This window comes from Laceyella sediminis (assembly GCF_003003125.1).
GTDB lineage: Bacteria > Bacillota > Bacilli > Thermoactinomycetales > Thermoactinomycetaceae > Laceyella > Laceyella tengchongensis.
Window position 1 is genome coordinate 101,380 of the sequence record NZ_PVTZ01000006.1, and the last position, 26,088, is coordinate 127,467.

Genomic DNA, 26,088 nt, shown 5'->3' on the forward strand with positions numbered 1-26,088 from the left:
CATTCATTCATAATCGGTGAATGAAAAAAGGCACAGACAAATAAACCCAACCTCGTCATACATTAAAAGCGGTTGAGTTTCAGTGACTGTGCCTCACATTACCGAAAACGAATGAAGTGGAGCATGATTGAACTACCTCGCTAATTTTCATGATAAGATATTTATCATTATAATCATCTTATTCTTTTACGTAAATAGTAGCACTCAAATTGATAGCGTTATCTTGCATTTCGCCGCTAGGGATTGTGTGCCTTGACTTCAGGATTGATCCAGACAGAACTGGCGAGCTGATTACTCATAGGAACAAAGCTATTGCAGTTAGTTACGGTTGCTCCGGTAAACACCCGGCTTGACAATCGCCGTGCACAAAAAATCCACCGTTCTTTTCCGTCTTTGGTAGACATTTTTCGCGCTTTGAAATGACGCTTCAAATAGTCGAATGAAACATGGGGATAATCCCCTTTGCGTCGATCATCCTTGCAGTAGACGATTTTCGTTTTAGTCGAATTGGGTTGCAAACGATAGCGTGATAGCCGCCGGTTTATGCTTGCCAATAGCCGCTTGGCCTCGTTTTCACTTTTGCAATGACAAAGAATGTCATCAACAAAACGCCCGAAAGGAACATGCGGATAGTTGGTCTGCATCCATTCATCAAATGCATGATAGAGGTACAGGTCAGCCAACAGATGGCTTATGACCGCTCCCGGGGAGACTCCCGCACTTTTGAATAAAACACCCCGGTTGTTTTTTTGCGGATTCTTCAACCACCGGTCGATATAGAGCAACACCCACTTTTGATCTGTGTATTTTTGAATCATTGGCAACAGTTTAGCGTGATCAATTGAATAGAAAAAATCTTTGATGTCCAGGCACAATACCCAATCATGTTGCAGACACCGTTTGCTGGCCGCTTCCACGGCATCAGCGGCGCTTTTTCCATTTCTGTTAAACAGATTGTCATGAAAAATGGTCGACACTCTCGGCTCAAGATGATTAATAACCACATATTGGGCAATTTGATCGGTCACATTAGGAATACCCAATATTCTCCAACCGCCGCCAGGCTTATGAATGGCGATTCTCCTTAAGGGTGTGGGGGCATAATCACCTGACGCAAGCCGTTTCCATAATCGGGTCAAATTCCCTTCCAGATCGGCTTCAAATTGCCGGATCGTTTGCCCGTCGATTCCGACCGATTTGGACTTGCGAGCTCTTTCGTACGCATGGCGAACCGCTTCTTTCGTGATCCGGAATTTGGTTTTTCCGCTTTGACTCAACGGGCGGCCTCCTTTCACCCAGCATCTCACATACCCGAAAAATTGAAATATACCACAATTTACGCCACAACACTCGCGTTTGCTTGTGCGGTCGGAAGAAATGGGCAAACTCTGTGGCAAAAGGCATAACAAAAACGCCAGTCGGCAAAATTCGCTTTCACCAACTAGCGTCTTTTTTCCTCACTTTTTTCGTTCACTCATTCACCCGCCACTCGATCTCGGCCGAATAGACGGGTACCACGCCTTGTTGTGTTCGCAACAGCAACGCCCCTTGTTCATTTAATTCTTGGGCGATGCCGGTCATCGTTCCTTGCGTGGTACGGGCAGTAATCTGTTTCCCCAGCATTCCTGCTCTTTCATGCCATGCTTTTCGAATCGGGCCGAATCCTTGGCGCAAATACATTTGGTACATGCGCTCCAACTCGTACAATATCCCCGCTGCCAAAGATGCGCGATGTATCGGGCGGGCGCACTCATGCATCAAAGATGTCCCCACATGCTTGAGCCAATCGGGCCAGTCGTCGGTTTTCACGTTGACGTTGATCCCCATCCCCATGATCACATAATGGATTTGATCTTGTTCACCGCGTAATTCCGTTAAAATACCGCACACTTTCTTGCCGTGGATGAGCAAATCGTTGGGCCACTTAATCTTCACAGGCAATCCCGTCGACTCCGCCAGCGCCGCCTGCACGGCAACAGAAGCAAGCAATGTCAAGTGTGGTGCATGGCTCAATGGAATGGGCGGGCGCAGGATCATGCTCATCCAAATCCCTGTGCCAGGAGGAGAGTGCCAAGCGCGACCCAATCTGCCTCGCCCCTGCAACTGCTCTTCGGCGATAACCACTGCCCCTTCCGGAGCGCCTTCCCTCGCCCATTGGTGCGCCACGATTTGCGTGGATTCTGTTTGCGCCAGATATTTTATTTCACGCCCAAACACGTCCGTCTGCAAATGCGGATATATCTCTTCTGGAGCCATCCGATCCGGCCGGTGCACCAGTCGGTAACCGTGGCGCGGACGTGCTTCAATCTCATAGCCTTCCTGTCTCAATTCTTCAATGTGTTTCCAAATCGCCGCCCGGCTAACTCCCACTTTTCGGCTGATCTCCTCACCCGACATAAAAACGGCGTCGTTTGCAATCAAAACGCGGATCAATTCATTGCGTATACTTTGCCCCAAATTGACACCCTTCCTTCAACAATGCTTCTCTTTCATTTGGAATCCGTTGCAACGCCGCTTGTTCTGCAAGGTAAGCCAACGTACGGCCCACCCACGGACCCGCTTGGCGGCCTGTCTGGCGGATCAGATCCGTCCCGGAAACCGCCAATTCCCGCGTATGTTTGACTGGCATAGCCTGCCACCACGCTTCCAACTTCGTCTCATCTGGATCTTCCGGCCGCCTTAACTCCAGCAAGTGAGCCAATTGCCCAGCTCGCTGAAGCGCATCAAGGCCAAAGCGATATAAACGGCGTTTCCATTCCTCATCCGTTTGCCGCTGCCAAGTCAATCCCAACTGCATGCAAGCGCTGATAGCTTCTTTGTCCCGAGTGGCCAACTTCAGCTGTTCCAATCTCGCCGCTAGGCCGTCCATGTCTGTTTTGCACAGTGACAGCAGGTAACTCCAGCGGACAATCCTGTCACGCACACAGTCGAACCTTTCCAGCCCTTCTATGGCAAGCTGGCGCCCGTCTGCCCACTGGCAAAACGGGGGGAGATGGGCAAAGAGCCCAGTGTCAGCCAGAATCTCCAGCCCGGCGGACGGAGCCGTTGCCTTCCACATTTTTTCCAACTCAGACACCACTCGTTCGACAGACAAAAACCGGCATTCCTGTTTCAGATGCACAATCGCCTGCCTAGCGTCTGCATCGAGAGAAAACCCGAACTGCGCCACAAACCGCGCTGCCCGCAACATTCTGAGCGCATCCTCTTGAAACCGCTCCATGGGATCTCCGACAGCCCGTATCACTTTCGCTTCCAAATCGGCCATTCCCGAAAAATAATCGATCAACTCACCGTGCCGATCTTTGGCCATAGCATTGACCGTGAAATCGCGCCGAGCCAGATCGAGCTTCAAAGAAGATACGAAAGCGACTTGGCTTGGGCGCCGCCGATCCTCATATTCCCCTTCGACGCGAAACGTCGTCACTTCGATCGGCAAGTCGTTATGCACGACCGTAACGGTGCCATGTTGCAGGCCGGTGGGCGCCGTTCGCGGAAAAATCGCTTGCACCTGCTCTGGCCGCGCCTCTGTCGCCACATCATAATCTTGCGGCTGGCGTCCCATCAGCTCATCCCTGACGCATCCACCCACAAGGTACGCGGCAAACCCCGCTTGCTCTAGCTTCTCCATCACCCACAACGCCGCTTGTTTGCGCTCATCCATCTCTTTTCCTCCGTCCAAAACCCCTCTGACGAATTAGCGGGCCAACACCTTCGCATATAACTGTTCATATTGGCCCGCAATTTTCAAGCCACAAAACTCCTGTTTAACCCGATCCAGACCCGCTTGCGAAAAATTTTGGTGCAACGCATCGTCTCTTAGCAACATCAACGCGTATTGAGCCATCTCTTCAATCGCGCCGACTGGCGCCAAAAAGCCGTTTTGCCCATGCGTCACCACTTCGGGGATACCACCGGCGTTGGAGGCGATAGTGGGCACACCACAAGCCATTGCTTCCAGCGCGACCAAGCCGAAGCTCTCTTTTTCGGATGGCAAAAGCAGCAAATCGGCCAATGAAATCAATTGGGCCACTTCATCCTGTTTGCCTAGGAAAACCACTTTATCATCTAGGCCTAGCTCCTGCACCCGCTGGATTACTTTGGGCATCTCCGGCCCTTCCCCTACAAGGAACAACCTTGCAGGAATTTCGCTTGCCACCCGGTGGAAGATTGAAATCACGTCTAGCGGGCGTTTCACTGCCCGGAAGTTGGATATATGTAATAACAGTTTTTCCGTTTTTTCACAGCAATGATCCCGCAAAGGTTCCACATCGCGAGGGTAATACACGCGGGTGTCAACGAAATTATAGATCCGTTCGATTTCCTTGTTCACACAAAACAAATCTTCTGTCTGTCTAACAAGATCATCTGACACCGCCGTCACGGCGTCGCTGTTCTGAATCCCAAAACAAATTACATCGCGCAATGAAGGATCTTCTCCCAACACCGTGATGTCTGTACCGTGCAAAGTCGTCACCACTTTGAGATGGTCGCCCACCATCTGTTTCGCCAGCACGGCAGCAATCGCGTGCGGCACCGCATAGTGAACGTGCAATAGATCCAACTGGTACTCTTTGGCCACTTGCGCCATTCGGCTGGCAAGGGCCAAATCATACGGCGGATATTTGAAGACTGCGTAGCGGTGCGCCTCCACTCCGTGATAACGGATATTTTGATGAAACCGCCCCAAACGGAACGGCATGTCATAAGTGATGAAATGGATGTCATGGCCTCTTTCGGCCAACAATTTCCCCAATTCGGTGGCCACAACCCCCGATCCTCCATGTGAAGGATAACATGTAATCCCAATGCGCATTTGGCATCCTCCCGCTCTTTTCGCTTTATGCCTCAATCAATGATGTTGTTTTCAATGGCGTCGGGCTTTTTAACGCTTCCCCATAGAGCGAACCGATCTGATGGCCCCATAATTGGTCACGGCCGCGCACCATTGCAAGATACGTTGGGCTGTTTAGCGGGGTGCCCACTTCTCCCTCTTTCGGGTTAAATTGACTCTGATAAGCCAAAATCGATTCCATTTTCTGTTCGTAAACATCACTGATGTCCACAATCACATCAGCCGGATGGACATCATTGATGAAATAATAATACAAGCGATTGACACGATGGGCTTCTTCGTCCCCAGGTGTCTTTTTTTTGCGAATCCCCGCGTCAAAAACAGCCTCTTTCACCATGCGACTACATGCCACATGATCTGGATGCCGATCTTCAAAATATGGGGCCAAAACCACCTTGGGCTTATACTGGCGAATCACTTGTGTCATCTTGTCGATCTGCTCTCTTCCGCCCAAGCCGCGGTCGGGAAAAGCCAAATCGATCACTTGCCCGACCCCTAAGATGGTGGCGGCCCGCTTCGCTTCCATGCGTCGCCGTTCTACGGTCCCGTTTGAAGACAGCTCTGCTTCGGTCAGATTGCAAATGGCGACGCGGTAGCCCTGTTTCACATGTTTGGCCAAAATGCCACCTGCTCCGATTTCCACATCATCGGGATGCGCACCAAACGCCAAAATATCTACAGTATTCACCTTTGTTCCCTCTCTTCTCCCATTACCGGGTTGGATTGACCAGCTCGCGCCACGACAGCTCGCCTTCTTTGACGGCCCGAATCATGATTTCCGCCGCAGCAAGATTCGTAGCCACAGGAATATTATGAACATCGGCCAATCTCAACAAAGCCAATATATCCGGCTCATGCGGCTGCGCGGCCAGCGGATCGCGGAAAAAGACGATCAGATCCATGCGGTTTTCTGCTACTAACGCTCCGATTTGTTGATCCCCACCCAGCGGCCCAGATAAAAAGCGATGCACCTGAAGTGAAGTCGCCTCCGCAATGCGTTTGCCGGTTGTTCCGGTAGCAAAGAGGCGGTGGGGCTTAAGCAACTCTTCATAAGCGATAGCGAATTGCACCATTTGCTCTTTTTTTGCGTCATGCGCAATTAAAGCGATATTCATTGGGCTCCCCCTTTTCGATGATGACGTCACATGCGCGCCAAGGATGATGCATGCGTAAACAAGGCGGGCGCGCCACCTGTATGCCAAAATAATACCCGTTTTGATTTATCGGCGGTTTTCGCCAATTGGTCGAGCATTCCCGCCAGCGCCTTTCCGGTGTATATCGGATCGACCAAAATTCCTTCCGCGCGAGCCAACTTCCGAATCGCTTCATTCCCCGCCGGTGAGGGCGAACCGTATTTGCGACCAATGTATTGATCAAACAGCGCGTCGGTCGGCGCTAATCCAGAAGCTACCGGCTGGTTGATCTCCTTGCACAACTGGCGCATGAAACGGTTCACCTCTTGCTCCGTCTGCTCCCGCTCTTGCCAGACACTGATCCCGCGGAAACGGGTGGGGGTTTGGGTCAGGTTTCGCCCGACAGCAAGGCCGGCCAACGTTCCGCCCGTCCCCACCGCCACATAGATTTCATCAAACGGCGGCAATTCTTGCTGTTGCCGTTGCCGCTCTAGCTCGTACCATGCGGTGACATAGCCGTAGTCTCCCCTTCCGGTAGAGCCTCCCACGGGAATGATAAACGGCTTTCTGCCCAAACGCTCCGCCGCAAACGCTTTTTCCCGCATCACCGCGAGCAAGCCATCTGAACCGTACGCCCCAGTCGCAAACAATTTCGCGCCGAGCAATTGATCCAACAACAAATTCCCCTGCACGTCGCCTAAGCGTTCACCCGCAAAGCACAACCAAGTTTCCAAGCCGGCTTTGTTGGCGGCCGCCACTGTAAGGCGGGCGTGGTTCGACTGGGGGCTTCCCCCCGTAATCACCAAATCGCATCCTTCATCCAGTGCTTGTCCCAGCAAATACTCCAACTTGCGCAGTTTGTTGCCGCCGAATGCCAATTCCGTCACATCATCCCGTTTGATCCACAGGCTGGCTACCCCCAGTTCCGCCCCTAGATTGGCTAGCGGCATCAACGGGGTATCTCCGCTCAGCAACGGATACCTTGGAAACGCGTTTTTCATTTGATCCCCGCTCTCCTCTAAGCGAAATCAATCACATTTTCCAGACCGTACACGAGACGGTCTTGTTCCATCACTTTTTCAACCGCTAATTTCACACCCGGCATAAATGATTCGCGATTGAAAGAATCGTGGCGGATGGTCAACAGTTGCCCTTCGCCGCCAAACAGCACCTCTTGATGCGCGATCAACCCTGGCAAACGCACACTGTGAACGCGAAAGCCCTGAGTCAACCCTCCACGCGCACCGTGAAGCAGTTCTTTCTCTTCCGGGTGGCCCTGTTTGATCTCGGTTCGCGTCTCACTGATCATCTCGGCCGTCTTCATCGCCGTGCCTGAAGGAGCGTCCAATTTCTGATCATGATGGTATTCCACGATTTCGACATGGGGCAAGTATTTGGCCGCTTGCCGGGCAAACACCATCATCAAGACGGCACCCAGCGCAAAGTTAGGCGCGATGATCGCCCCCACGCCTTTTTCCGCACACAGCTCGGATAGCTCTTGTACTTCAGCTTCCGACAATCCGCTTGTGCCCACCACCGGCCGCACGCCTTTGCTGATCGCCAACACCATATGTTCTTTCACTGCGTGGGGAGTGGTGAAATCGACCCACACATCTGCTTCATGCTTTTCTAATGCTTCCTGCGCCGTCGCATAAAACGGGGCCCCAATCGGGTTGAAACCCAACGCTTCACCGACGTCTTGTCCAGCGTATGTGCGCGAAACGCCAGCAACTAACTCCAAATGATCGTATTGCCGCATCATTTTTATTACCTCTTGCCCCATGCGCCCACTGGCGCCGGCAACGATGACTCGAATACCCATGGTGTCATTTCTCCTCTTCTCTGTTGTCTCCATTATTTCCCTTCCTGATCAATCCGTGTCCAACGATTCGCATCACGCGTGCGATATTTTTCCATCACCCCATCAAAGGCCTTCTCCAAGTCGATGTTAAGCGAATTGGCAAAACAGGTGACGATAAACATAATGTCGCCCAGCTCACTTTCGAGGCTGTTTTCTTCTTCGCCGGGCTTTTTTGGTTTTTCCCCGTAGCGATGATTCACTTCGCGGGCTAATTCCCCCACTTCTTCCGTCATCCGCGCCAGCATAGACAACGGCTGAAAATAGCCCTCTTTAAACTGACTGATGTACACATCTACTTCTTGTTGCATCTCTTTCAATGTTTTTTCCGCCATGTTCTTAAACCTCCAACCACACTGGCAATTCCCTAGGCCGCTGAGTGATGGGCATTAGCCTTTGCCAGTGGCCAAAATCGCATTCACTTCGTTTGAACAGCCAACAGATATTCGTTGCGAGCCATCTTCATGGTCAAGACCTTGCGGTGACCAGCCTGATCTCTCTAATCATTCCATAAATCGCTCACAGCCGCCACCCCAAATCCAAACCATGCCGGTACAAACCGATGGTTATCGATACCACTTATTTATTTATAGTAACCATGCCGTAGCCAATAAACAAGCAGTTAATCAAAAATCCCCATTCAGGGGAATAAAAAGCTTGTCCAAACATGGCCCAAAGCTGCGTTTGCGTCCGGCACTTCTTGACTGCTCTTCAGGAAGATACGCCGCCGCGCTAAAATCATAACACATTAGCGCTTTTCTTCATGTTTCCCTCATTGATGTCACAAAATAGGACATGTATAATATAGCGGGATTAAATGATAAACAAAGAGGCGGTTAAGATGAAATTTACGGGGATTGAACATGCTAGGAACATCTTTTTGATTTTTTTGGGAGCTTTCATTTTTTCTGTGGGGATCAATTATTTCGCCATTCCCAGCCAATTGGCCGAGGGGGGATTCACCGGGATTAGCTTGTTGCTGTACTACGCCTTCGGTTGGTCGCCTGGCTTGGTCATTCTGGTCTTAAATATTCCGCTTTTGTTCATCGGGTACCGCGTGCTTGGCAAGCGGACATTCTTTTATACGTTGGTCGGAATCGGCGCCTCATCCTTGATGTTGGAGCTGACCGTACCCATTGTCAAACTGTGGGGCGCACCTCCCAAAGACCTGCTCTTGTGCGCATTGTATACGGGCGTCTTGGTAGGAGCTGGACTGGGTATGATTTTTCGAATCGGCGGCACGACTGGTGGTGTAGACATCATTGCGCGGATCGTGCAAAAATATTTTGGCTGGAGCATCGGCCGGACCATGTTTTTGTTTGACTTTGCCGTCATAGCCAGCTCCGTTTTTTTGATCGGCTTGGATATGGCCATGTACACCTTGGTAACCGTCTTTATCGGCGCACAGGTGGTAGACTTTGTAGTAGAGGGCCTGAATGCTTCTAAAGCGGCCACCATCATCACCAACCATCCGCAAGAGCTCGCCCGCACCATCACGCAAAAAATGAACCGCGGCGTCACCATCTTAAACGGCAAAGGGGGATACACCGGCCACGAAAAAGAAGTCTTATATGTGGTTGTCGGCCCAAATGAACTACCAAAGTTAAAAGACACGGTGACCCAACACGACCCTTATGCGTTTGTCGTTGTGCACGACGCCAAGGATGTGTTGGGTGAAGGGTTCACATACGGAAAGTGACCTCTGGCTGGTAAAACCGTTTACGTTGGCGCTGGATTGGATTCGGCCCGATAACGGAGCCAAGCGACATAAGCTAAAACGGTGACGATCATCAGCGCCAGCCAATATGTAAGCGAAATCGCTTCTCCTTCCTTCCACCGATGGACTGTCGCCATCACATCTCGCTCGGTGCCATAAAACAGCGGATAAAGCAACTGTTCCAACTGCCCCAGCGCAGTGGCCAATCGGTCCAGCCGCTTTTCCTTACGCATAAAAGCGATCAGGGAATCCATTTTATGTACAGCAAATGGACTCTTCGCCACGATCAGCGCGGGGCGGACGAGTTGCGCCTTTTGATGCAATGCTTCGATCGCTTGGCTGGCGCGTTGCCGGTCTTTGCGCCCAATGGCTTGCTTCGCTGCGACCACTTCCTCTTTCATCGGCAGATAAAAACGTTGCCACAACGGTTGATTGGGATGGGACAACGCATCAAAAGCCAAGTGCATCCGTTCCGCCGCCTGGGAAAGTTCCTTCCGATTCGGTCGAACTTGATTTAAGCCCCATTCCAATTCCATCAACACTTCACTCAAGTTGTGTACTGCTTCTAGCGACAGATTTTCCGCCAGCCAATCTGCTTGGGAAAAACGCCTTGCCAACACCCCTAAATCCTCACGTGCCGCCAGCCATTGTGCCGATTCCACTTCCCGTTCGATTTTCCCAGCCAACTGGGACCATTCTTCCCTTTCCCGCTCCACCCCTTCCGCCTGCGCGACGGCGGGATAGACGGTCAGCCACAGCAGGATTACCGCCAGGCCCTTACCTATCCACCGCAAATGCACCTTGATGACACACTCCTCCCGTTCACTAGTCTTTGGTACAAGACTATTCCCTTCAGGCATCGGAATATGTCTGTAACCCGGGAAAAAAGAAAAACCGGGGCAAATTCCCGGTTTCTCGGCAAACGCTTAAGAAGATCGCGGCAGGGGTAAGTCTTGCGAGCGCCATTTGCTCGGCAACATCGCAAAAATCGAAAACAACAACAACGTGGTCACGCTAAGCAAGAGCGTGAACCAGCCCACCACATGGTCAAACGGCTCCAATGACAATGCCAGCCAAGGATGAATATCCACCCCATAGTCCAACCCGTCGTTGAGCAACGTCCATGCGGCGACGATGAGAATCTCCCGCCGGCCATAAGTGTAAAAAGGAGCGTATAGAATGGCTTGCGCGGCCATACCCAAATGGGAAAACACCAACATCCAATGTTGCCACGATAAGGAATCCATCATCGGGCGCACCTCCAAGTAAGCACCCCAGAATATCATCACCACAGCCCAAATGCCGTATTTAAACAAGGTGATAGAAGCAAAAGCCTCTAACAGTGGGCTACGGCGCGAGCACAGGTACAACAGCAACACCAAAGTAAAAAAAGCGCTCGCCGTCGGGCTATCGGGGACAAACAGGGTTAACACCTTGGGCTCAGTCAAAGCCAACTGCTCTTTGTACCAATAAAATCCATAAATGGACCCCAAAAAATTAATGATGAATAATATCCATAAGACGGTGCGTTTTCTGAGCAGGGACAGCACATAATGCATAGCATTAGACACAGACATGGATCCACCCACTTTTTTATTATGCAAAAGCCTGGTCACATAGATGTAACCAGGCTTTGTGCTAAATTATTGTTGTTTTTGCTTCATGAGCCATTCTACAAGAATTCGCTTCTCTTCTTCACTGCCTTGGAACATGCCCGCAGGCATCGCTGTTCCTTTACCTTCATCAATGTACTTGGTGATTTCCTCAGCGGTGTGACGGTTACCTGTACCGATCAGCGTAGGACCGTTTTTCCCTTCCAGGTTGTCACCGTGACATTTGATGCATGCGTTTTTCGCGTAAATTTGATATCCTTGTTCGTCTTGGGCTATTACTTTAGTATTTTGTGGTGTTTTACCGATAGCTGATTCCAATTGCAATTCGTGCTCATATTCTGCCGCCCATGTCAGCGCGCAAATCGCGACAAGCGTAACCAACATGATGCCAACTGGCACCGGGCGTTTGATAGGGCGACGTTCTTTCGTACCATCCAGCCATGGGGCGAGCATCAAAGCCATGAACGCAATCCCCGGCAAGATAACAGTACCAATCACTACGAATTTACCAGCAGCCCATTTGTACTTCAACAACTGGTACAAGAACAGGAAGTACCAGTCTGGTACAGGCAAGAAACCGGTGTTCGTCGGATCCGCCAGTTCTCCCAATTCAGGTTCATGGGCCATGACTAGTGTCATAAAACCAACGAGGAAGACGGCTGCAACCATCCACTCTTTCAGAAGGAAGTCGGGAAAGAAAGCTTCCGTTCTACCAGGAAACTCTGAGTAGTCCTTGGGATACATCTTTGGACGGTCTGCACGAACGCGCGAGTCTCCCACATAGTGGACTTGTGTATGGTTTCCGTCTTGATTATGTGCCAAGTGGATCCCTCCTCACGCGTAGACCTTATAGCGGTCCAGAAATGCCCTGACGACGAATGAGAATAAAGTGTACGCCCAACAATGCGAGTAACGCAGCTGGGAGGAAGAACACATGTAACGCGAAGAAACGAGCAAGTGTTTGCGCACCTACAATGTCTCCGCCTTGCAGGAAAATAGCGATGTATGGCCCAATCACTGGTACGGATGCGGCAATCTCGACCCCTACCTTGGTAGCGAAGTATGCTTTGTTGTCCCATGGCAAGAGATATCCTGTAAATCCGAGACCCAGCATAACTGCAAAAATCAACATACCTACAACCCAGTTAAATTCACGCGGGTGCTTATAAGAACCGGTGAAAAAGACACGCAGGGTATGTAGGAACAGCATCACAATAGCGACACTCGCACCCCAATGGTGCATCCCCCGAACGATTGCGCCCATGGCGATTTCGTTCTGCAGGTAGTTTACACTTGCGTGAGCGTTTACAATGTCTGGAACATAATACATCGCCAAGAACATACCGGACAGTATTTGAATAACGACAACAAAAAATGTCAGTCCACCAAAGCAATAAATAAATGCTGAGAAATGGTGGGCAGGGTTAACGTGTTCCGGTACTTCATGGTCGGCGACATCGCGCCAGATCGGCGTAATATCCAGACGCTCGTCCACCCAATCATAGATGGCGCGCAGCATCCGCTACACCTCCGTTTCAAGAGCCATTAAGCTTTCTTTAGTGGTCCGATCAGCAACTTGCCGTTTTCGATCTTGGTTTCATACCGATCCAACGGTTTTGCTGGAGGAGTACCTGGAACATTTGTCCCGTCCTTCGTATATCGTCCAAAGTGGCAAGGACAGAAAAATTCATTTTTGAATTGTGGGTTGGTATTGTAGCTTACGGTACAACCCAAGTGTTTGCACACTGGAGAAAGGGCCAGGATTTCATTGCCCTCCTTCAATACCCATGCCGTCATGGTTTCCCCTTTTGGTGGTTCGTACCAACCATCTTTGCGGTGAATGACGAACTTCACGCTGATGGGGGTATCGGTGATCTCATCTACCTTGAGACCCACATCCAAAAAGTTTCCTGCTTCTCCTTTTTTCAGCATAGGATCCACAGCGAAACGCACCATCGGGAATAGCAGTCCCGAAGCGAGGAAACCGGCTGTCCCACCTAACGTATACGTTAAGAATTGGCGGCGGGAAACTTTCTTACTCACGACTTGTCCGACCTCCTTCTATACGGCTTCAACCGTCCACTCGGACCGGAATCTTTGTTTTGCTAGGACACTGACTATCTTTTACTAGGACATATACATGATAGCGAAAGGTGGGTGATAAAGTCAAGGAACCGCTGTGACTTTGAACGGACAAAATCGGGACGTTTTATTGACAATTTAAGCATGATTTTGCCACGCTTCCAGCACTTTTTGGTAAAGCTGGTCTTTGGCTTGTTCCAGATTCTCCTCGCGCCCCTCCTGTTCGCCCTGCTCAACCGTGTGTGTGATGATGACTAATCCCGTTTTTTCTGCAAACGCTTCCTGCAAATCTTCCAAGATGGCCGTGTGAGCCCGGTCCGCAAGCAGAATGAGATAGGTGAAACCAGAGTTGGCCATCTCTTTTATTATTTCATTTATGTAAGGTTTAAACACCTCCGGATTTTGTCCAATGTATGAAATGGCGGGTAGCAACAAAAGCCTGCCCCTTAGTTTTTCCTCCAGATCATTTGCTAATTCGTCTATAAACAAACTTTCATCCACTTGCAACATCTTGCCTGTGAGCCGTACCGGGGAAATAGGCAACAAGAGCGTGTCCACATAAGCCGCCACGCTGCCCCATTGTTCCCGGTCGATCCCTTTTAAGATCATGTCCGTTCCTTCTTTCCAAAGAAAAATGCTCAGCTACATGCTGAGCATTATACAGCAAAACGTATCAGGACTCCAGTATCTTGACCCATTGTTCGCTGAGCCGTAAAAATGTTTCTTCGTCTCTTGCTTGGAGCGCATGGTCAATCCGCTTGTACAGTTCTTTGCGTTGGAATTCTTTTACCGCTTGGTCTAGGATGATCTCCGCGAACAGACTGAGCAAATGGTCTTGCACCAAGTCATGTTTTTCCATGGGGTTTCCCTCCAATATCGCGGCATATTCGGGACATGCGGCTCGGTCTTTAAAGTGAAGCCCAATATAAACCTCTTCGTTCGGATTCGTTCGGATATCATAAAACGCCGTCTCAACATCTGTACCTACGCGTTTGTTTTTAGTGAATCGAAAGGGAATCATTTTACTGCACTTCGCCGAGATGATCATCGTCTTCGGCAGATGGCGGACATGATCAACGAAATGCACCCTTGAAAGCAATCGTTCATTGGAAGACAAGAATTCAAGCAACCACGCAGCTTCTTTTTTTTGCAGCTCATAACGATTCAAGAACCAACGGATAAACTCTTTTTTCTCTTGAATAGTAACGCTGCTCTCCATTCTTACCCCTCACTCACTAAATTATTTGAATATTTAGTCTATTGCTGGGTTATGTTACGCAGAAACATCGTGGTTAGTTTCTGGTAACAATATAATTCGACTGATTTCGCCTATTTTCCTGCTCGTCAGCCCAATTTCAAAAATTGATCTTCGATGACTTTTTCCCTAAACGCAGTGATCCCCCGCAACCATTTGGCACCCATCGGAGTCAGTGACAGATAATGCACTTCACCATCCACCCCTTCTCGCAAAACCCCCAGGTGCACCAGCATGCGCACCACTTTGTCAAACAAGCTTTCTTTCGTCTCATAATAGTATGGGGCCAACCATGGATCAACCGCTTGGTAAACCACTTCCGTCATCATCCATCCCGGATGGCACAAAGAGCTGATCCAGCGAAGGATGATGGGAAGGTGCGGAATGGGTTTGCGGTACAATCGGATGAAAAACTTGACCATTTCTTTGCCTGCTTCTTCTTGTTTGTTTATTTTCCCGCTTTTTTCTACGTTCAAACGCAAATAGCCTTCTCGATCTTCAATAATATAACCTTGATAAAAAGCATAGTCGTACAAGAAGGAAAAACGGTCGGGATACTGATGGTATCTTCTGCCAAAGCCAAACCTGGGCCCCTTTGCAGTAATCGGCTTTTCTTCAATGGCCATCTTTTGCAAAATATACTTCTGCTGTTGTTTGTAGATGGACCCGTCCACTGTCAGCCGAATGTCCTCCTTGCCCAAAATATCGAGAAACAGCCGCAAATCATCCAACATTTGCCCCTGTTCATCCCGATAAAACGACGGCTTCGACATCAGCCGGAAATGGGGTTGCAAATAAGGCTCTAAAAAGATGTCACACATTTGTTTGCCCAAATCGGACGGCAAATGGTAGAGGTATTGCGTCCGATGCGAATACCCAGGAAACAGCCAACCTCGCTTTAAGGCACCGACTACCAATGACCGCGGCTCCCCATCCGTTCCGTCCAGAGCCGCTCTCCCTTTGGCCAATAATTCCTCAAATGTGTACGCCGGGCTTTGGTCAAACACGAGCAGTTGCAAAAACCGTTGCTCAGCTTGCGACAATGTGCTGATTTGGGAGCTCAACTGGTTTTTCTTGCCGAATTGTTGCAACAAGGCGCAGATCAAATCGTTTTTGGAATGCTGATTATTCGTTTGACAACCGTAAAACCGGGTCAATTGTTTCAATTGTTCAATATCGGCATAGGTTAACCAATCTGCAATCCTCACCATCTTCCCATCCTCTCGCTTCGTCATCATTCCTATTTTTGACAAAACGAGAGCGAGATAGACTCAAGTGGCCGAAGAAGGCAATTTTTTTTCTTCCCTCTGCGCCTGCCCGAGGTGTCGGAGTTCGTCCTCCCTCACATGAAATAAACGCCCGAGGATGAACATTCCTAGTAGCATGCCAAACAATTCAAAGGAGGTGAACATCCGTCCGGGAAGAAACAGCGCCAACATGTCATCCAACAAACCTTGCCAATCTCTAATGATCTGATCGAGCCACTGGGGAAACGGCAGAAAAAAAGTCCCGTGCAACAGCCCGAAGGTGCCGATCATCTGGGTCGGGGTGAGGGCGTGCGCATGTTTGGCGGCGGAGCCCAATCCCATATAGAGCAGGCATGTGCCCACTCCTATGATGATGGCCGTCCATTCCCCCATTTTTTCCGAAAGCAAGGGATTGGGATACCACATGGAAATCATCCAGGGAAAGAAGCCGTTTTTTAAAGCGATTAATATCCCCACCACTAGCAGGATCTCACAACCCAACCGGCTCATGTGCTTGACCATCGGAAACCACCTCACCCCACTTTTATGAATCTAATCCACAAAAAAGAACCGCTCTATGTAAGAGCGGCTTTGCACAGGACGTACAATATTGGATAGGAGTGGAGAGAAACCATACTGTATATCCAATTATACGACTGGAGCAGGACAAGGTCAATCTTTTTTTTGCAATTTTCTGATTGATATTTTCTATAACTGCGCAATCAGATCCGCAAAACCAGGGAAAGAAACATCCATTGCTTCCGTCCCTTCCACCACCACATCACCAGACGCTGCAAATCCGGCAATCGCCATGGCCATGCCGATGCGATGGTCCCCGTGGCTGTGGCAATATCCACCGCTGAGCTGCGTTCCACCTTCAATGATCAATCCATCTTCCGTCTCTTCCACGGACGCCCCCAGTTTTCTCAATTCCTTCGCGGTGGTTGCGATCCGGTTGGTCTCTTTGACTTTTAGCTCTTGCGCATCCTTAATCACCGTCGTGCCGTAGGCCTGCGTCGCAACCACTGCCAAAATGGGAATTTCATCAATCAAGCGCGGAATCAATGCTCCCCCGATCTCCACTCCATGCAGGTCATTACATGAGACCGTCACATTGCCGACCGGCTCATTGCACCAATGAGCGGTGATCTCTGTCTGCACCTCGGCACCCATCATCCGAAAAGCATCCAATATACCTGTTCGCGTCGGATTGAGGCCAACATGTTCCACTGTAACTTGGCTACCGGGTACCATCAATGCCGCTGCCAGGATGAAAGCAGCCGACGAAATGTCACCAGGCACCCGCACCTTGGTTCCGGTTAGCGTTTGACCGCCTTTGATCCTCACTTCCGTCCCGTTCGCCTCTAGTTCCACTCCAAACCCAGGCAACATGCGTTCCGTATGATCCCGCGATTGAGATGGTTCACGCACAACCGTGTCCCCTTCGGCATTCAGCCCAGCCAACAGCAAACAAGATTTCACCTGCGCGCTGGCCACGGGACTTTCATAAGTGATCCCCTGCAACGCGCCTCCCCTCACACCGATGGGGGTAAACCGGCCGTCATTCCGGCCGTCAATGCGCGCGCCCATCTTTCTTAACGGATCCACAACCCGCTTCATGGGTCGCCTAGCGATGGACTCGTCACCGATCAGCGTGGAATAGATCGGCACTCCAGACAGGAGGCCCAACATCAATCGGATTGTCGTACCGGAGTTGCCCACATCTAGTGGGGACGCCGCTTCTTTCAACCCTTCAAAACCGCGCCCGCGTACACGGACCGCCGTTTCGGACAAGCGTTCAATCTCCACCCCCATCTGCTGAAAACAGCGAATGGTGCTCAAGCAATCCGCTCCGGGCAAAAAACCTTCAATCTCTGTCGTTCCGTTGGCCACCGCGCCAAACATGATGGAGCGGTGGGATATCGACTTGTCTCCCGGCACGGTGACAGTAGCGCGAAATGGTTTGCGCTGTGATGTGCGAATCATGGATGATACCTCCCTTTGTTTATCTGTCAACTCTGTTTTTTTGTGTTGCGGCGCGTCTCATGATGTCAACGGCGCACATCTAGGCTCGGTTAAAACATGCAGCCGGTTGCGCCTTTTACCGCTATCACGTTCTGTCAGCGTACACGGCGTATCCAGCCTCTTTAAGGCAAGCCACGGCCCGCTTGAAATCATGCTCTTTTTTATAAGTCAATTTCAACACGCCGGGCAACTCTTCGCGATTGTTCAACACTTCGATGTTGCTGATATTGACGCTCTGCTCACTTAGGATCGCGGTGACGCGTGCAATCTCCCCGGGCACGTCCGGAATGTCGAGCCAACATTCATACACAGGCGCAAGCAAGCCCTTTTTACGGTCAGGCAATTGCGCGCGCAACCGCCTCGATCTCGCGAAAAAAGCTTCAATCCGGTCCCCATCCCCCTCGTGGATGGCGTCGCGCATATTGTTTATCTGCAACACCCAATCATCGAGCAGGTTGATCAACTCTTCCCGGTTTGAGAGCAGGATATCCCGCCACATGACTGGATGGCTGGCGCCGATCCGCGTCAAACTACGGAATCCGCCAGCCGCCAGCCGATGAAACCACTCGTTTTGCTCATTGTAATCGCCGACCATGTTGACAAGCCCCGCAGCGATGATGTGCGGCAAATGACTGATGGCTCCCACCACTCGGTCATGGTGAACCGGATCCATGATCACCAATTCTGCTTTGGTCGCCAAATGCAAGAGGCGACTCAGCTTTTGCACAGCCAGCAAAGACGTATCGGGATCCGGGGTCAACACATAATAGGCGTTTTCAAACAGAAGGGAATGAGCTGCTTTCATGCCCGAGCGATGCGAGCCGGCCATCGGATGCCCACCGATGAAGATGACGTCTTGCTGTTTTAGTTTTTGGGCGTGTGCGACGATTTCCGATTTGGTGCTTCCCACATCGGTGACAATGCAAGCGGCTTTCAACGGTAAGCTGGTCAACCGGTCGATCGTCTCTTTGATCGCTCCAACCGGCAACGCGATAATAATGATATCCGCATCGCAAACCGCTTCTGCCAAATCGGTTGTCGCTTCATCGACCGCCCCTAACGTCGCGGCCAAGGCCAAGTCCTCGTCAGAACGGTCATAACCGACCACCACGGCATCTGTTCGTTCCTTCAGTCCCAGCGCAATCGATCCGCCTATCAATCCGGTTCCCAATACGGCTATGCGATCTGGCATGCTGTGTCACTTCCCTCTCTTCTGTAAAAATGCGTGTAACTCTTCCAAGAAACGTTCATTCTGTTCCTTTTTTCCGACTGTTACGCGGATGTGTTCGGGGAAGCCCAAGTGCACTCCGGAGCGGACGATCACACCGCGGTGCAACAAATGCTGAAACACTTCGTCAGCGGGGTGCCCCGTATCGACCAAAATGAAGTTGCCGTGGGCCGGGAAATAAGAAAGGCCCCACTCATCAAACTTCTCAGTCATCTGTTTGATACCCATCCGGTTTTGGTTGCGGCAGTACAAGACAAATGCCTCATCTTCCACAGCCGCCGCCGCGGCTTTTTGCGCCAAGCGATTCACGTTGAACGGCTCACGCACCCGTTCGAGTTCTGCGATGACATCGGGATGGGCGATGCCATAACCGACCCGGAAGGCGGCAAGCCCGTATATTTTGGAAAACGTGCGCAATATGATGATTTGCGGATTGTAATCCAACAGAGAAATAGAGTCGGGATAAGTCGAATCCGTCACATATTCATAGTAAGCTTCATCCAAGACCACCAACACATGCGGCGGAATCCGATCCAGAAAATCACTTAGCAGATCCTGGCCGACAATCGTGCCTGTCGGATTGTTAGGATTGCAGATCCAGACGAGCCGCGTCTTCTCGGTAATCGCCGCGAGCATACCCTCCAAATCGTGCACACCTTCTCGTAGCGGCACAACGACGGGAACCCCTCCTTCGATGCGCGTCACCGTGTCATAACGGGGAAAGGTGAAATCAGCCATCACCGACTCAGCCCCCGGTTCAAGATATGTCCGGGCAAGCATTTGTACGATTTCATCAGAGCCGTTGCCAAAAATCAAGCGGCGCGGATCCACTTCCAAATGCTCCGCCAGCTTCTCCCGCAGTTCCGGAGCGGCTCCTTCGGGATAATATTGAAATTCCCCTTTGATTTCCTCCAAGGCTTTCCACACCCGCGGAGAGCATCCAAACGGATTTTCGTTGGAAGCGAGCTTGATCACATCTTCCAGCCCCAACTCCCGCTTGACCTCTTCTAGCGACTTGCCAGGCTTGTACAAGGGAAGGCCCCTCACCGATGCTTTTGGTTGCATATCTATGCTCCTCTCATCCCTTTTCCACTTATCTTACTCTGATTTCAACTGTCTGACAAATCGTGTGAGGGAGGCCAGCGCATGGTCGATTCGGTTCGGATCAAGCAAATCGGAACGGCATTCCTCTATTTTCCCAACCAGCGCGCTCCCCACCACAACGGCGTCGGCATGACGGCGAAAACGACGCACATGCGCTCCGGTGGAGATACCAAACCCCACCGCCGTTGGTACGGGGCTCGCCGCTCGCACCGTATCCAAAAACGCTTCTACATCATCGGCGAAATACTGCCTCATGCCTGTTGTACCCAATGAAGACACGCAATACACAAAGCCTTCCGCCTCAGCCACAATCTGCTCGATCCGTTCTTTTGATGTCGGCGTCACCAGCGGAATGATGGGAAAAGCGCATCGATTGCCAATTCGCCTGAGCGGTGCGCTTTCTTCATGGGGCAGATCAGGCACGATCAATCCTGCGAATCCGCTTGCTTTCGCATCTTCCACCAATGCCTCCAACCCATGGTGCAACACGGGATTAAAGTAAGTGAACAAGATCAGGGGAGTGTGAAAGCCTTCTGCATGCAACTCTTCGCCCAATCGCAACACGTCTTTGAGCGTGACGCCATTTTCAAGCGCTCGTTCGGACGCCGTTTGGATCACCGGCCCATCCGCCATCGGATCGGAAAACGGAACGCCCAGCTCGATCGCCGCCGCCCCTTCTTCCTGCAGCAAACGAAGAATTCGCTTGGTCACCTCCAATGAGGGATCTCCCGCCATGATAAAAGGAATGAAATATTGCTCTGCTTGCCGCAATCTCACATCCAACGCCGTCATCCTCGCTCCACCTCCATCGCTTGGCGTATGGTTTCCACATCTTTATCGCCGCGTCCGGACAGACATATCAACACAATTTCCCCTTTGCGCCGCATGTTGGCCAACTTGACCCCTTCCGAGATGGCATGGGCCGATTCGAGTGCCGGCAAAATCCCTTCCGTCCGGCAGAGAAGCCGCACCGCTTCAATCGCTTCTGCGTCTGTCGCCGACGTATAACGCACCCGGCCACTGTTTTTCAGAAATGCATGCTCCGGCCCTACACCAGGGTAATCCAATCCGGCGGAAATGGAGTGAGCAGGCAAGATGCGCCCCGCTTCATCCTGCAAAAAATAACTGTACATGCCATGCAACACTCCCGGTCTGCCTTTGGTCAAAGATGCCGCATGGCGATCGGTTCCAATGCCTTGACCGGCAGCCTCCACGCCATGTAATTTCACCTTCCACTCATCCAAGAAAGCGGCGAACATGCCAATCGCATTGCTACCGCCGCCCACGCACGCCACTACATCTTCCGGCAACTTTCCTTCCCGCTCTAACATTTGTTGCCTAGCCTCATCACCGATGACGCGCTGGAAGAACTTCACCATCGCCGGATAGGGGTGAGGCCCCACAGCAGAACCCAATAAGTAAAAGGTGCTGTCCACCTCCGCCACCCAACGGCGCAACGCTTCATTGGTGGCATCTTTGAGGGTGCGTGTGCCGGACGTGACTGGAATCACTTTCGCTCCCAACAGCTCCATGCGAAACACGTTCAGCTGTTGACGACGGACATCCTCCTCACCCATATACACTTCACACGCCAGTCCCAGCAGGGCGGCGGCAGTCGCTGTTGCCACGCCATGTTGGCCCGCGCCGGTTTCGGCGATCACTTTTCGTTTTCCCATCCGCTTGGCCAGCAAAGCTTGCCCTAAGGCATTATTGATTTTGTGAGCTCCCGTGTGGTTCAAATCTTCCCGTTTCAAGTAGATTTTGGCTCCGCCGATCTCCTCCGTCAGGCGAGAGGCGAACGTCAAGGCAGTTGGCCGCCCTGAATAATGTCGCAACAAGTTCTTGTATTCCATAATAAATCCCTCGTCACGCACCGCTTCTGCAAATCCTTGCTCAAGTTCCGCTAAGGCCATCATCGTTGTCTCCGGCACAAATCGCCCCCCGAACTCACCGTATCTCCAAGACGCCCTCCGTTCCTCCGCCGCGCTCTTCCTCATCACCACTCGCCATCACCCTTTCCACAAATCGGTTTATCAACAGGCCGTCTTTGCGGCCATCCGTCTCAATGCCGCTGGACACATCCACCCCATCTGGGCCGTATCTCCTGATCAAGGCACCTACATTGTCAGGATGCAATCCCCCAGCCACCCACACAGGGAGACCATACGCTTTTGCCGCTTTCTGCCACTGGGGAATTCCTGTCCAATCGAATGATTTTCCAGAGCCCCCTTGGGCCGAATCTAACAGGATGCGGTCAATCCATGGCGCATATTCCGACAGTCCTGCTTCTGATACCGGTCGCGCTGAGGCGTCAAACACCTTGCAGAGACTGACCCCAACCATCTTTTTCAATGTTTCGCAATAAGCAGGAGACTCGGTTCCATGCAACTGCAACACATCAAACGAATAACGGGTTTGCCATGCTACGGCATCTACCAGAGAGGCATCTTTCAACACAGCCACCTTTTTTAAGCCTGCCGGCACGGCTGACAGCATTTCCGGCAAATGGTCGAGGGAAACCGTCCGCCGCCGGCCGGGGACCATGACGAATCCGATCGACTCGATAGGGAGCCTGGTTGCCATACGCACGTCTTCCACCGTTTGAAACCCGCACAACTTGATTCCCGTCATGCCGACCCCGCCCGCTTCAACCCTGAAAGCGCTCGCGCTGGATCGGCTTGACGCATCAGGTATTCACCCACCAAAATTCCTTTAACGCCCGCTTCGCGCATCCGTTTGGCATCTTTTGGCGCATGGATGCCGCTTTCGCCGATGACGGGAAGGTGGGTCGGCAAGAGCGGCCGCAATCGCTCTGTCACGGCCAAGTCCGTCTCAAAGGTCTCTAGATTGCGGTTATTGATGCCGATCACATCCGCTTGGCAAGCGAGTGCATCATCGATCTCACGTTCATCGTGGATTTCTACCAACACTTCCATACCCAAGCGGTGAGCCGTATCACTAAGTAGCTGTAGCCGCTTCCTGTCAAGCGCGGCCACGATCAACAAGATGGCGTCGGCGCCGATCAACTTACTCTCCAAGACTTGGAGCGGATCAATGATAAAATCTTTGCGCAAGACGGGCAATGCAACTCGTTCTTTCACTTTCACCAAGTTGGCGGTAGAGCCTTTGAAAAAAACGGCGTCCGTCAACACGGAAATAGCGTTGGCTCCGCCTTCCTCATAAGCGGTGGCGATCGGAACTGGGTCCACCCGTTCACGAATAATTCCTTTGGACGGAGATGCCGGTTTGATCTCGGCGATCACCCCCAATTCCTTTTCGGCACACAAACGTTCCGCCAAAGAAACCCCCTTCGGCATTCGCTCCGCCCGTTCCCAACTCTCTTCCGTATAGCTCTGGGTTAACTGTGTCAGTTCCAACCGCTTTTGGGTGAGAATCTTCTCAAGAAACATGGGCGACCTCCTTTGACAAGCGAATCACTTCTGCCAGCTTGCGGCAAGCTGCCCCGGAACGGATGATCCACAGCGCTTCTTTGACTCCCTCAGACAGTGTGGGGGCTTTGCCTGCCAAGTATAAGGCTGCACCCGCGTTCAAGGCCACGATATCGCGCGGTCCGCCTGTAATCCGCCCGTCAAAAATGCCTCGTATCAACGTCGCATTCTCGTCCGGCGTGCCCCCGCTTAAAGTTTCGCGCGCCACTCGCTCCAAGCCTAATGCTTCTGGTGAAACCTCATAAGTCGTCACGCGCCCGTCCTTTAATTCGCTCACTTTCGTTTCCGCCGCATTGGTCAGTTCATCCATGCCATCCAATCCAGCCACAACCATGGCGCGCTTGATACCCAACCGTTGCAACACATAAGCGACTGGCTCCGTCAAATCCGCATCATACACGCCAACCAACTGCACCTTCACACCAGCCGGATTGCACAAAGGGCCTAAGAGATTAAAAAACGTACGAAATCCCAATTGCTTGCGAGTTGGCATCACATGTTTCATCGCCGGATGATACAATTGTGCGAACAAAAATGACAAGCCCGTCTGTTCTAGCAGTCGGTTGGCTTCCTCCGGTGCGAGTCGGATCTGCACCCCCAACGCTTCCAGTACATCGGCGCTCCCGCTCTGACTCGAGGCGGCCCGGTTTCCGTGTTTTACTACCGGAACCCCGCCTGCGGCCACGACAAAGGCCGCGGCCGTTGAAATATTGAAAGCCTTTCTGCCAGAGCCTCCTGTGCCGCAGGTATCCACCGCATCAGCAAACCGCAACGGCAGGGGCACCGCCAGGGAACGCATTGCTTGCGCAAATCCAAGAAGTTCGTCCTCTGTTTCTCCTTTCATCCGCAACGAGGTGAGCAAGCTGGCGATTTGAACCGGCGTTGCGTTTCCCTCCATCATACATTCCATCGCCTGTCTCGCTTCTGCCGCTGTCAAATGCTCCCCTGCAACGACTTTTTTCACCAAGTTCGCGATCATCTCAACCCCTCCATGGATTCGCTCTGTTTAGCCATGGCCAACGCCGTCAACATTCCCTTGGCTTTGTGCGATGTTTCCAAGTATTCGCCGACCGGGTTTGAATCGGCCACAATGCCCGCACCCGCTTGCACAGTGGCGCACTGATTCTGAAAATGAATGGTACGGATAGCGATACACGAATCAAGATTACCTGTAAAGCTCAAGTACAAAATCGCTCCGCCATAGATGCCGCGGGGTTCAGGCTCAAACTGACGAATCAGCTCCATGGCCCTGATTTTGGGCGCCCCAGACAACGTCCCCGCAGGGAAACAAGCTTGAAAAGCTTCCAGTGCGTGTACTCCTTCTTTCAGAGTCGCCTCCAGATGAGAAACCAGATGCATAACATGGGAATATTTCTCGATGACCATCCGCTCCCGGACGCGCACAGCACCATATTCCGCCACACGACCCAAATCATTGCGGCCCAAATCAAGCAACATTACATGCTCGGCAATTTCTTTTTCATCGTTGAGCAACTCGTCCATTAGCTCCTGATCCTCACGTTCGTGCCGGCCACGTGGACGTGTTCCAGCGATAGGGCAGATTTCCGCCAGACGGTCGGTCACACGGATGATGCGTTCAGGGGAAGTCCCTACCACCTGTTCCTCCCCCAACCGCAGATAGTACATATAAGGAGAGGGATTGAGCACCCGCAGAATGCGGTAGACGCGGAACGGATCTGGCGCGTGGGGCTGGATAAATTTTCGGGACAGCACCACTTGGAAAATGTCTCCCTCCCGGATGTGCTCTTGTGCTTGCCTCACCAGCTCCATGTATTCTTCCTTGCCGATATTGGCAAATTCTTCGCTCGATTGGGAATCAGGCGATAGGACATGCTTAAAAGATAACTCCCCGCCTGCATGCCCTTGCAACATCTCTACACACCAAGTTTCCAACTCTTCAACCGCCCGCCGGTAACGCTCCGACAGCGGAACCTCTGCCAGCGCGCCGTCAGTCAGTGCCAGATGTTGCACAAAAGTGACGGTCTGCTTCAGGTGATCAAAAATGATCAACCGATCCGCAACCATAAGATGAAAATCATAATGTCGCGTCTCTGCGGTTGGATGAGTGATCGGGCGAGTTGGTTCAATAAACCGAACAGCCTCATATCCGACATAACCCACCGCGCCGCCAAGAAACGGGGGAAGATGGGCATATTTCGGAGCTTGGAATTGACTGAACCACTCCTTTAAAAACTGCATCGGATGCGTGATGTCCAGGGTGCGGCGCCCTTGCTCATCTTCTATCACTACCTGATTGCCTTTGCATTTCAACACACACATCGGCTCGGCTCCAATCATGGAGTAACGCGCCCACCGTTCGCCGCCTTCCACACTTTCCAACAAAAAAGCGTAAGGGTCATCTTTCACCCGTTCAAACAACCGGATCGGCGTCTCCGTATCAGCTACTACGGTCTTGCATATGGGAATAAAAGAATAAGAAGAAGAAAAAGATTGGCATTCTTCATACGTGGGGTAAATCATGGATGGCTCCCTCCTTCTCGATG

General features: G+C 51.5%; 28 protein-coding genes. 1 reads left to right on the forward strand and 27 read right to left on the reverse strand.

What is annotated here, in order from left to right; all coding sequences use genetic code 11:
• Nucleotides 1-236 precede the first annotated feature (236 nt).
• From CLV36_RS08850 to CLV36_RS08890, 9 genes are all read right to left on the reverse strand, one after another.
• Complete coding sequence (locus CLV36_RS08850; protein ID WP_181352941.1) at nucleotides 237-1,277, reverse strand: reverse transcriptase domain-containing protein; 1,041 nt, start codon at nucleotides 1,275-1,277, stop codon at nucleotides 237-239.
• 193 nt (nucleotides 1,278-1,470) lie between these two features.
• A complete protein-coding gene (locus tag CLV36_RS08855) occupies nucleotides 1,471-2,397 on the reverse strand; it encodes a biotin--[acetyl-CoA-carboxylase] ligase (RefSeq protein WP_425436576.1) in 927 nt (308 codons plus the stop codon).
• 37 nt (nucleotides 2,398-2,434) lie between these two features.
• Nucleotides 2,435-3,661 (reverse strand): CCA tRNA nucleotidyltransferase, encoded by a 1,227-nt coding sequence (locus CLV36_RS08860; RefSeq protein WP_106342436.1) that lies wholly within the window; start codon nucleotides 3,659-3,661, stop codon nucleotides 2,435-2,437.
• A 33-nt stretch (nucleotides 3,662-3,694) separates the two neighbouring features.
• Nucleotides 3,695-4,813 carry an N-acetyl-alpha-D-glucosaminyl L-malate synthase BshA gene (bshA, locus tag CLV36_RS08865; protein WP_106342437.1) on the reverse strand — a complete coding sequence of 373 codons (1,119 nt, stop codon included), beginning with the start codon at nucleotides 4,811-4,813 and terminating at the stop codon, nucleotides 3,695-3,697.
• Nucleotides 4,814-4,838: 25 nt separating this feature from the next.
• Nucleotides 4,839-5,540, reverse strand: a complete 702-nt coding sequence (gene bshB1 / locus CLV36_RS08870) for a bacillithiol biosynthesis deacetylase BshB1 (protein ID WP_106342438.1) — start codon at nucleotides 5,538-5,540, stop codon at nucleotides 4,839-4,841.
• 22 nt (nucleotides 5,541-5,562) lie between these two features.
• The gene (locus CLV36_RS08875; RefSeq protein ID WP_022738506.1) at nucleotides 5,563-5,967 is read right to left on the reverse strand and encodes a methylglyoxal synthase; all 405 of its coding nucleotides are present in this window, start codon (nucleotides 5,965-5,967) and stop codon (nucleotides 5,563-5,565) included.
• 26 nt (nucleotides 5,968-5,993) lie between these two features.
• Nucleotides 5,994-6,986, reverse strand: coding sequence for a 1-aminocyclopropane-1-carboxylate deaminase/D-cysteine desulfhydrase (locus CLV36_RS08880; RefSeq protein WP_106342439.1), 993 nt, complete (start codon nucleotides 6,984-6,986; stop codon nucleotides 5,994-5,996).
• A 17-nt stretch (nucleotides 6,987-7,003) separates the two neighbouring features.
• Nucleotides 7,004-7,807, reverse strand: a complete 804-nt coding sequence (gene dapB, locus CLV36_RS08885) for a 4-hydroxy-tetrahydrodipicolinate reductase (RefSeq protein WP_054096530.1) — start codon at nucleotides 7,805-7,807, stop codon at nucleotides 7,004-7,006.
• A gap of 32 nt (nucleotides 7,808-7,839) precedes the next feature.
• Nucleotides 7,840-8,178, reverse strand: coding sequence for a nucleotide pyrophosphohydrolase (locus tag CLV36_RS08890; RefSeq protein ID WP_102992295.1), 339 nt, complete (start codon nucleotides 8,176-8,178; stop codon nucleotides 7,840-7,842).
• Nucleotides 8,179-8,684: 506 nt separating this feature from the next.
• Between CLV36_RS08890 and CLV36_RS08895 the strand changes: the two genes are divergently transcribed.
• On the forward strand, nucleotides 8,685-9,542 hold the full coding sequence (locus CLV36_RS08895; protein ID WP_106342440.1) for a YitT family protein: 858 nt from the start codon (nucleotides 8,685-8,687) through the stop codon (nucleotides 9,540-9,542).
• Nucleotides 9,543-9,562: 20 nt separating this feature from the next.
• Here CLV36_RS08895 and CLV36_RS08900 read toward each other — a convergent pair whose 3' ends face one another.
• The 18 genes from CLV36_RS08900 to trpE form a co-directional block, all read right to left on the reverse strand.
• A complete protein-coding gene (locus CLV36_RS08900; RefSeq protein WP_181352943.1) occupies nucleotides 9,563-10,360 on the reverse strand; it encodes a sporulation protein YpjB in 798 nt (265 codons plus the stop codon).
• 126 nt (nucleotides 10,361-10,486) lie between these two features.
• Complete coding sequence (locus CLV36_RS08905; RefSeq protein ID WP_245888331.1) at nucleotides 10,487-11,137, reverse strand: DUF1405 domain-containing protein; 651 nt, start codon at nucleotides 11,135-11,137, stop codon at nucleotides 10,487-10,489.
• Nucleotides 11,138-11,203: 66 nt separating this feature from the next.
• The gene (locus CLV36_RS08910; protein WP_022738495.1) at nucleotides 11,204-11,995 is read right to left on the reverse strand and encodes a menaquinol-cytochrome c reductase cytochrome b/c subunit; all 792 of its coding nucleotides are present in this window, start codon (nucleotides 11,993-11,995) and stop codon (nucleotides 11,204-11,206) included.
• Nucleotides 11,996-12,020: 25 nt separating this feature from the next.
• Nucleotides 12,021-12,692 (reverse strand): menaquinol-cytochrome c reductase cytochrome b subunit, encoded by a 672-nt coding sequence (gene qcrB, locus CLV36_RS08915; RefSeq protein WP_022738493.1) that lies wholly within the window; start codon nucleotides 12,690-12,692, stop codon nucleotides 12,021-12,023.
• A 26-nt stretch (nucleotides 12,693-12,718) separates the two neighbouring features.
• Nucleotides 12,719-13,216, reverse strand: coding sequence for a Rieske (2Fe-2S) protein (locus tag CLV36_RS08920; RefSeq protein WP_022738492.1), 498 nt, complete (start codon nucleotides 13,214-13,216; stop codon nucleotides 12,719-12,721).
• Between the two features lie 177 nt (nucleotides 13,217-13,393).
• Nucleotides 13,394-13,864 carry a DUF2487 family protein gene (locus tag CLV36_RS08925; protein ID WP_106342442.1) on the reverse strand — a complete coding sequence of 157 codons (471 nt, stop codon included), beginning with the start codon at nucleotides 13,862-13,864 and terminating at the stop codon, nucleotides 13,394-13,396.
• 64 nt (nucleotides 13,865-13,928) lie between these two features.
• Nucleotides 13,929-14,474 carry a ReoY family proteolytic degradation factor gene (locus tag CLV36_RS08930; RefSeq protein WP_022738489.1) on the reverse strand — a complete coding sequence of 182 codons (546 nt, stop codon included), beginning with the start codon at nucleotides 14,472-14,474 and terminating at the stop codon, nucleotides 13,929-13,931.
• A gap of 125 nt (nucleotides 14,475-14,599) precedes the next feature.
• The gene (locus CLV36_RS08935) at nucleotides 14,600-15,721 is read right to left on the reverse strand and encodes a hypothetical protein (RefSeq protein WP_106342443.1); all 1,122 of its coding nucleotides are present in this window, start codon (nucleotides 15,719-15,721) and stop codon (nucleotides 14,600-14,602) included.
• Between the two features lie 60 nt (nucleotides 15,722-15,781).
• Nucleotides 15,782-16,279, reverse strand: a complete 498-nt coding sequence (locus CLV36_RS08940; protein ID WP_106342444.1) for a hypothetical protein — start codon at nucleotides 16,277-16,279, stop codon at nucleotides 15,782-15,784.
• Nucleotides 16,280-16,465: 186 nt separating this feature from the next.
• A complete protein-coding gene (aroA, locus tag CLV36_RS08945) occupies nucleotides 16,466-17,743 on the reverse strand; it encodes a 3-phosphoshikimate 1-carboxyvinyltransferase (protein WP_106342445.1) in 1,278 nt (425 codons plus the stop codon).
• 124 nt (nucleotides 17,744-17,867) lie between these two features.
• Nucleotides 17,868-18,974, reverse strand: a complete 1,107-nt coding sequence (locus CLV36_RS08950; RefSeq protein ID WP_106342446.1) for a prephenate dehydrogenase — start codon at nucleotides 18,972-18,974, stop codon at nucleotides 17,868-17,870.
• A gap of 6 nt (nucleotides 18,975-18,980) precedes the next feature.
• Nucleotides 18,981-20,075: a histidinol-phosphate transaminase gene (gene hisC, locus CLV36_RS08955; protein ID WP_106342447.1), complete on the reverse strand. Its 1,095-nt coding sequence runs from the start codon at nucleotides 20,073-20,075 to the stop codon at nucleotides 18,981-18,983.
• A 33-nt stretch (nucleotides 20,076-20,108) separates the two neighbouring features.
• A complete protein-coding gene (trpA, locus tag CLV36_RS08960) occupies nucleotides 20,109-20,906 on the reverse strand; it encodes a tryptophan synthase subunit alpha (protein WP_106342448.1) in 798 nt (265 codons plus the stop codon).
• A complete protein-coding gene (trpB, locus tag CLV36_RS08965) occupies nucleotides 20,903-22,111 on the reverse strand; it encodes a tryptophan synthase subunit beta (protein ID WP_106342509.1) in 1,209 nt (402 codons plus the stop codon). The genes trpA and trpB overlap by 4 nt, the downstream gene beginning before the upstream one ends.
• Nucleotides 22,062-22,745: a phosphoribosylanthranilate isomerase gene (locus CLV36_RS08970; RefSeq protein WP_106342449.1), complete on the reverse strand. Its 684-nt coding sequence runs from the start codon at nucleotides 22,743-22,745 to the stop codon at nucleotides 22,062-22,064. Before CLV36_RS08970 ends, trpB begins: the two co-directional genes overlap by 50 nt.
• Nucleotides 22,742-23,524 (reverse strand): indole-3-glycerol phosphate synthase TrpC, encoded by a 783-nt coding sequence (trpC, locus tag CLV36_RS08975; RefSeq protein WP_106342450.1) that lies wholly within the window; start codon nucleotides 23,522-23,524, stop codon nucleotides 22,742-22,744. Before trpC ends, CLV36_RS08970 begins: the two co-directional genes overlap by 4 nt.
• Nucleotides 23,514-24,542, reverse strand: coding sequence for an anthranilate phosphoribosyltransferase (gene trpD / locus CLV36_RS08980; protein WP_102992283.1), 1,029 nt, complete (start codon nucleotides 24,540-24,542; stop codon nucleotides 23,514-23,516). Before trpD ends, trpC begins: the two co-directional genes overlap by 11 nt.
• Nucleotides 24,539-26,065, reverse strand: a complete 1,527-nt coding sequence (trpE, locus tag CLV36_RS08985) for an anthranilate synthase component I (protein WP_181352944.1) — start codon at nucleotides 26,063-26,065, stop codon at nucleotides 24,539-24,541. The genes trpD and trpE overlap by 4 nt, the downstream gene beginning before the upstream one ends.
• Nucleotides 26,066-26,088: the final 23 nt, after the last annotated feature.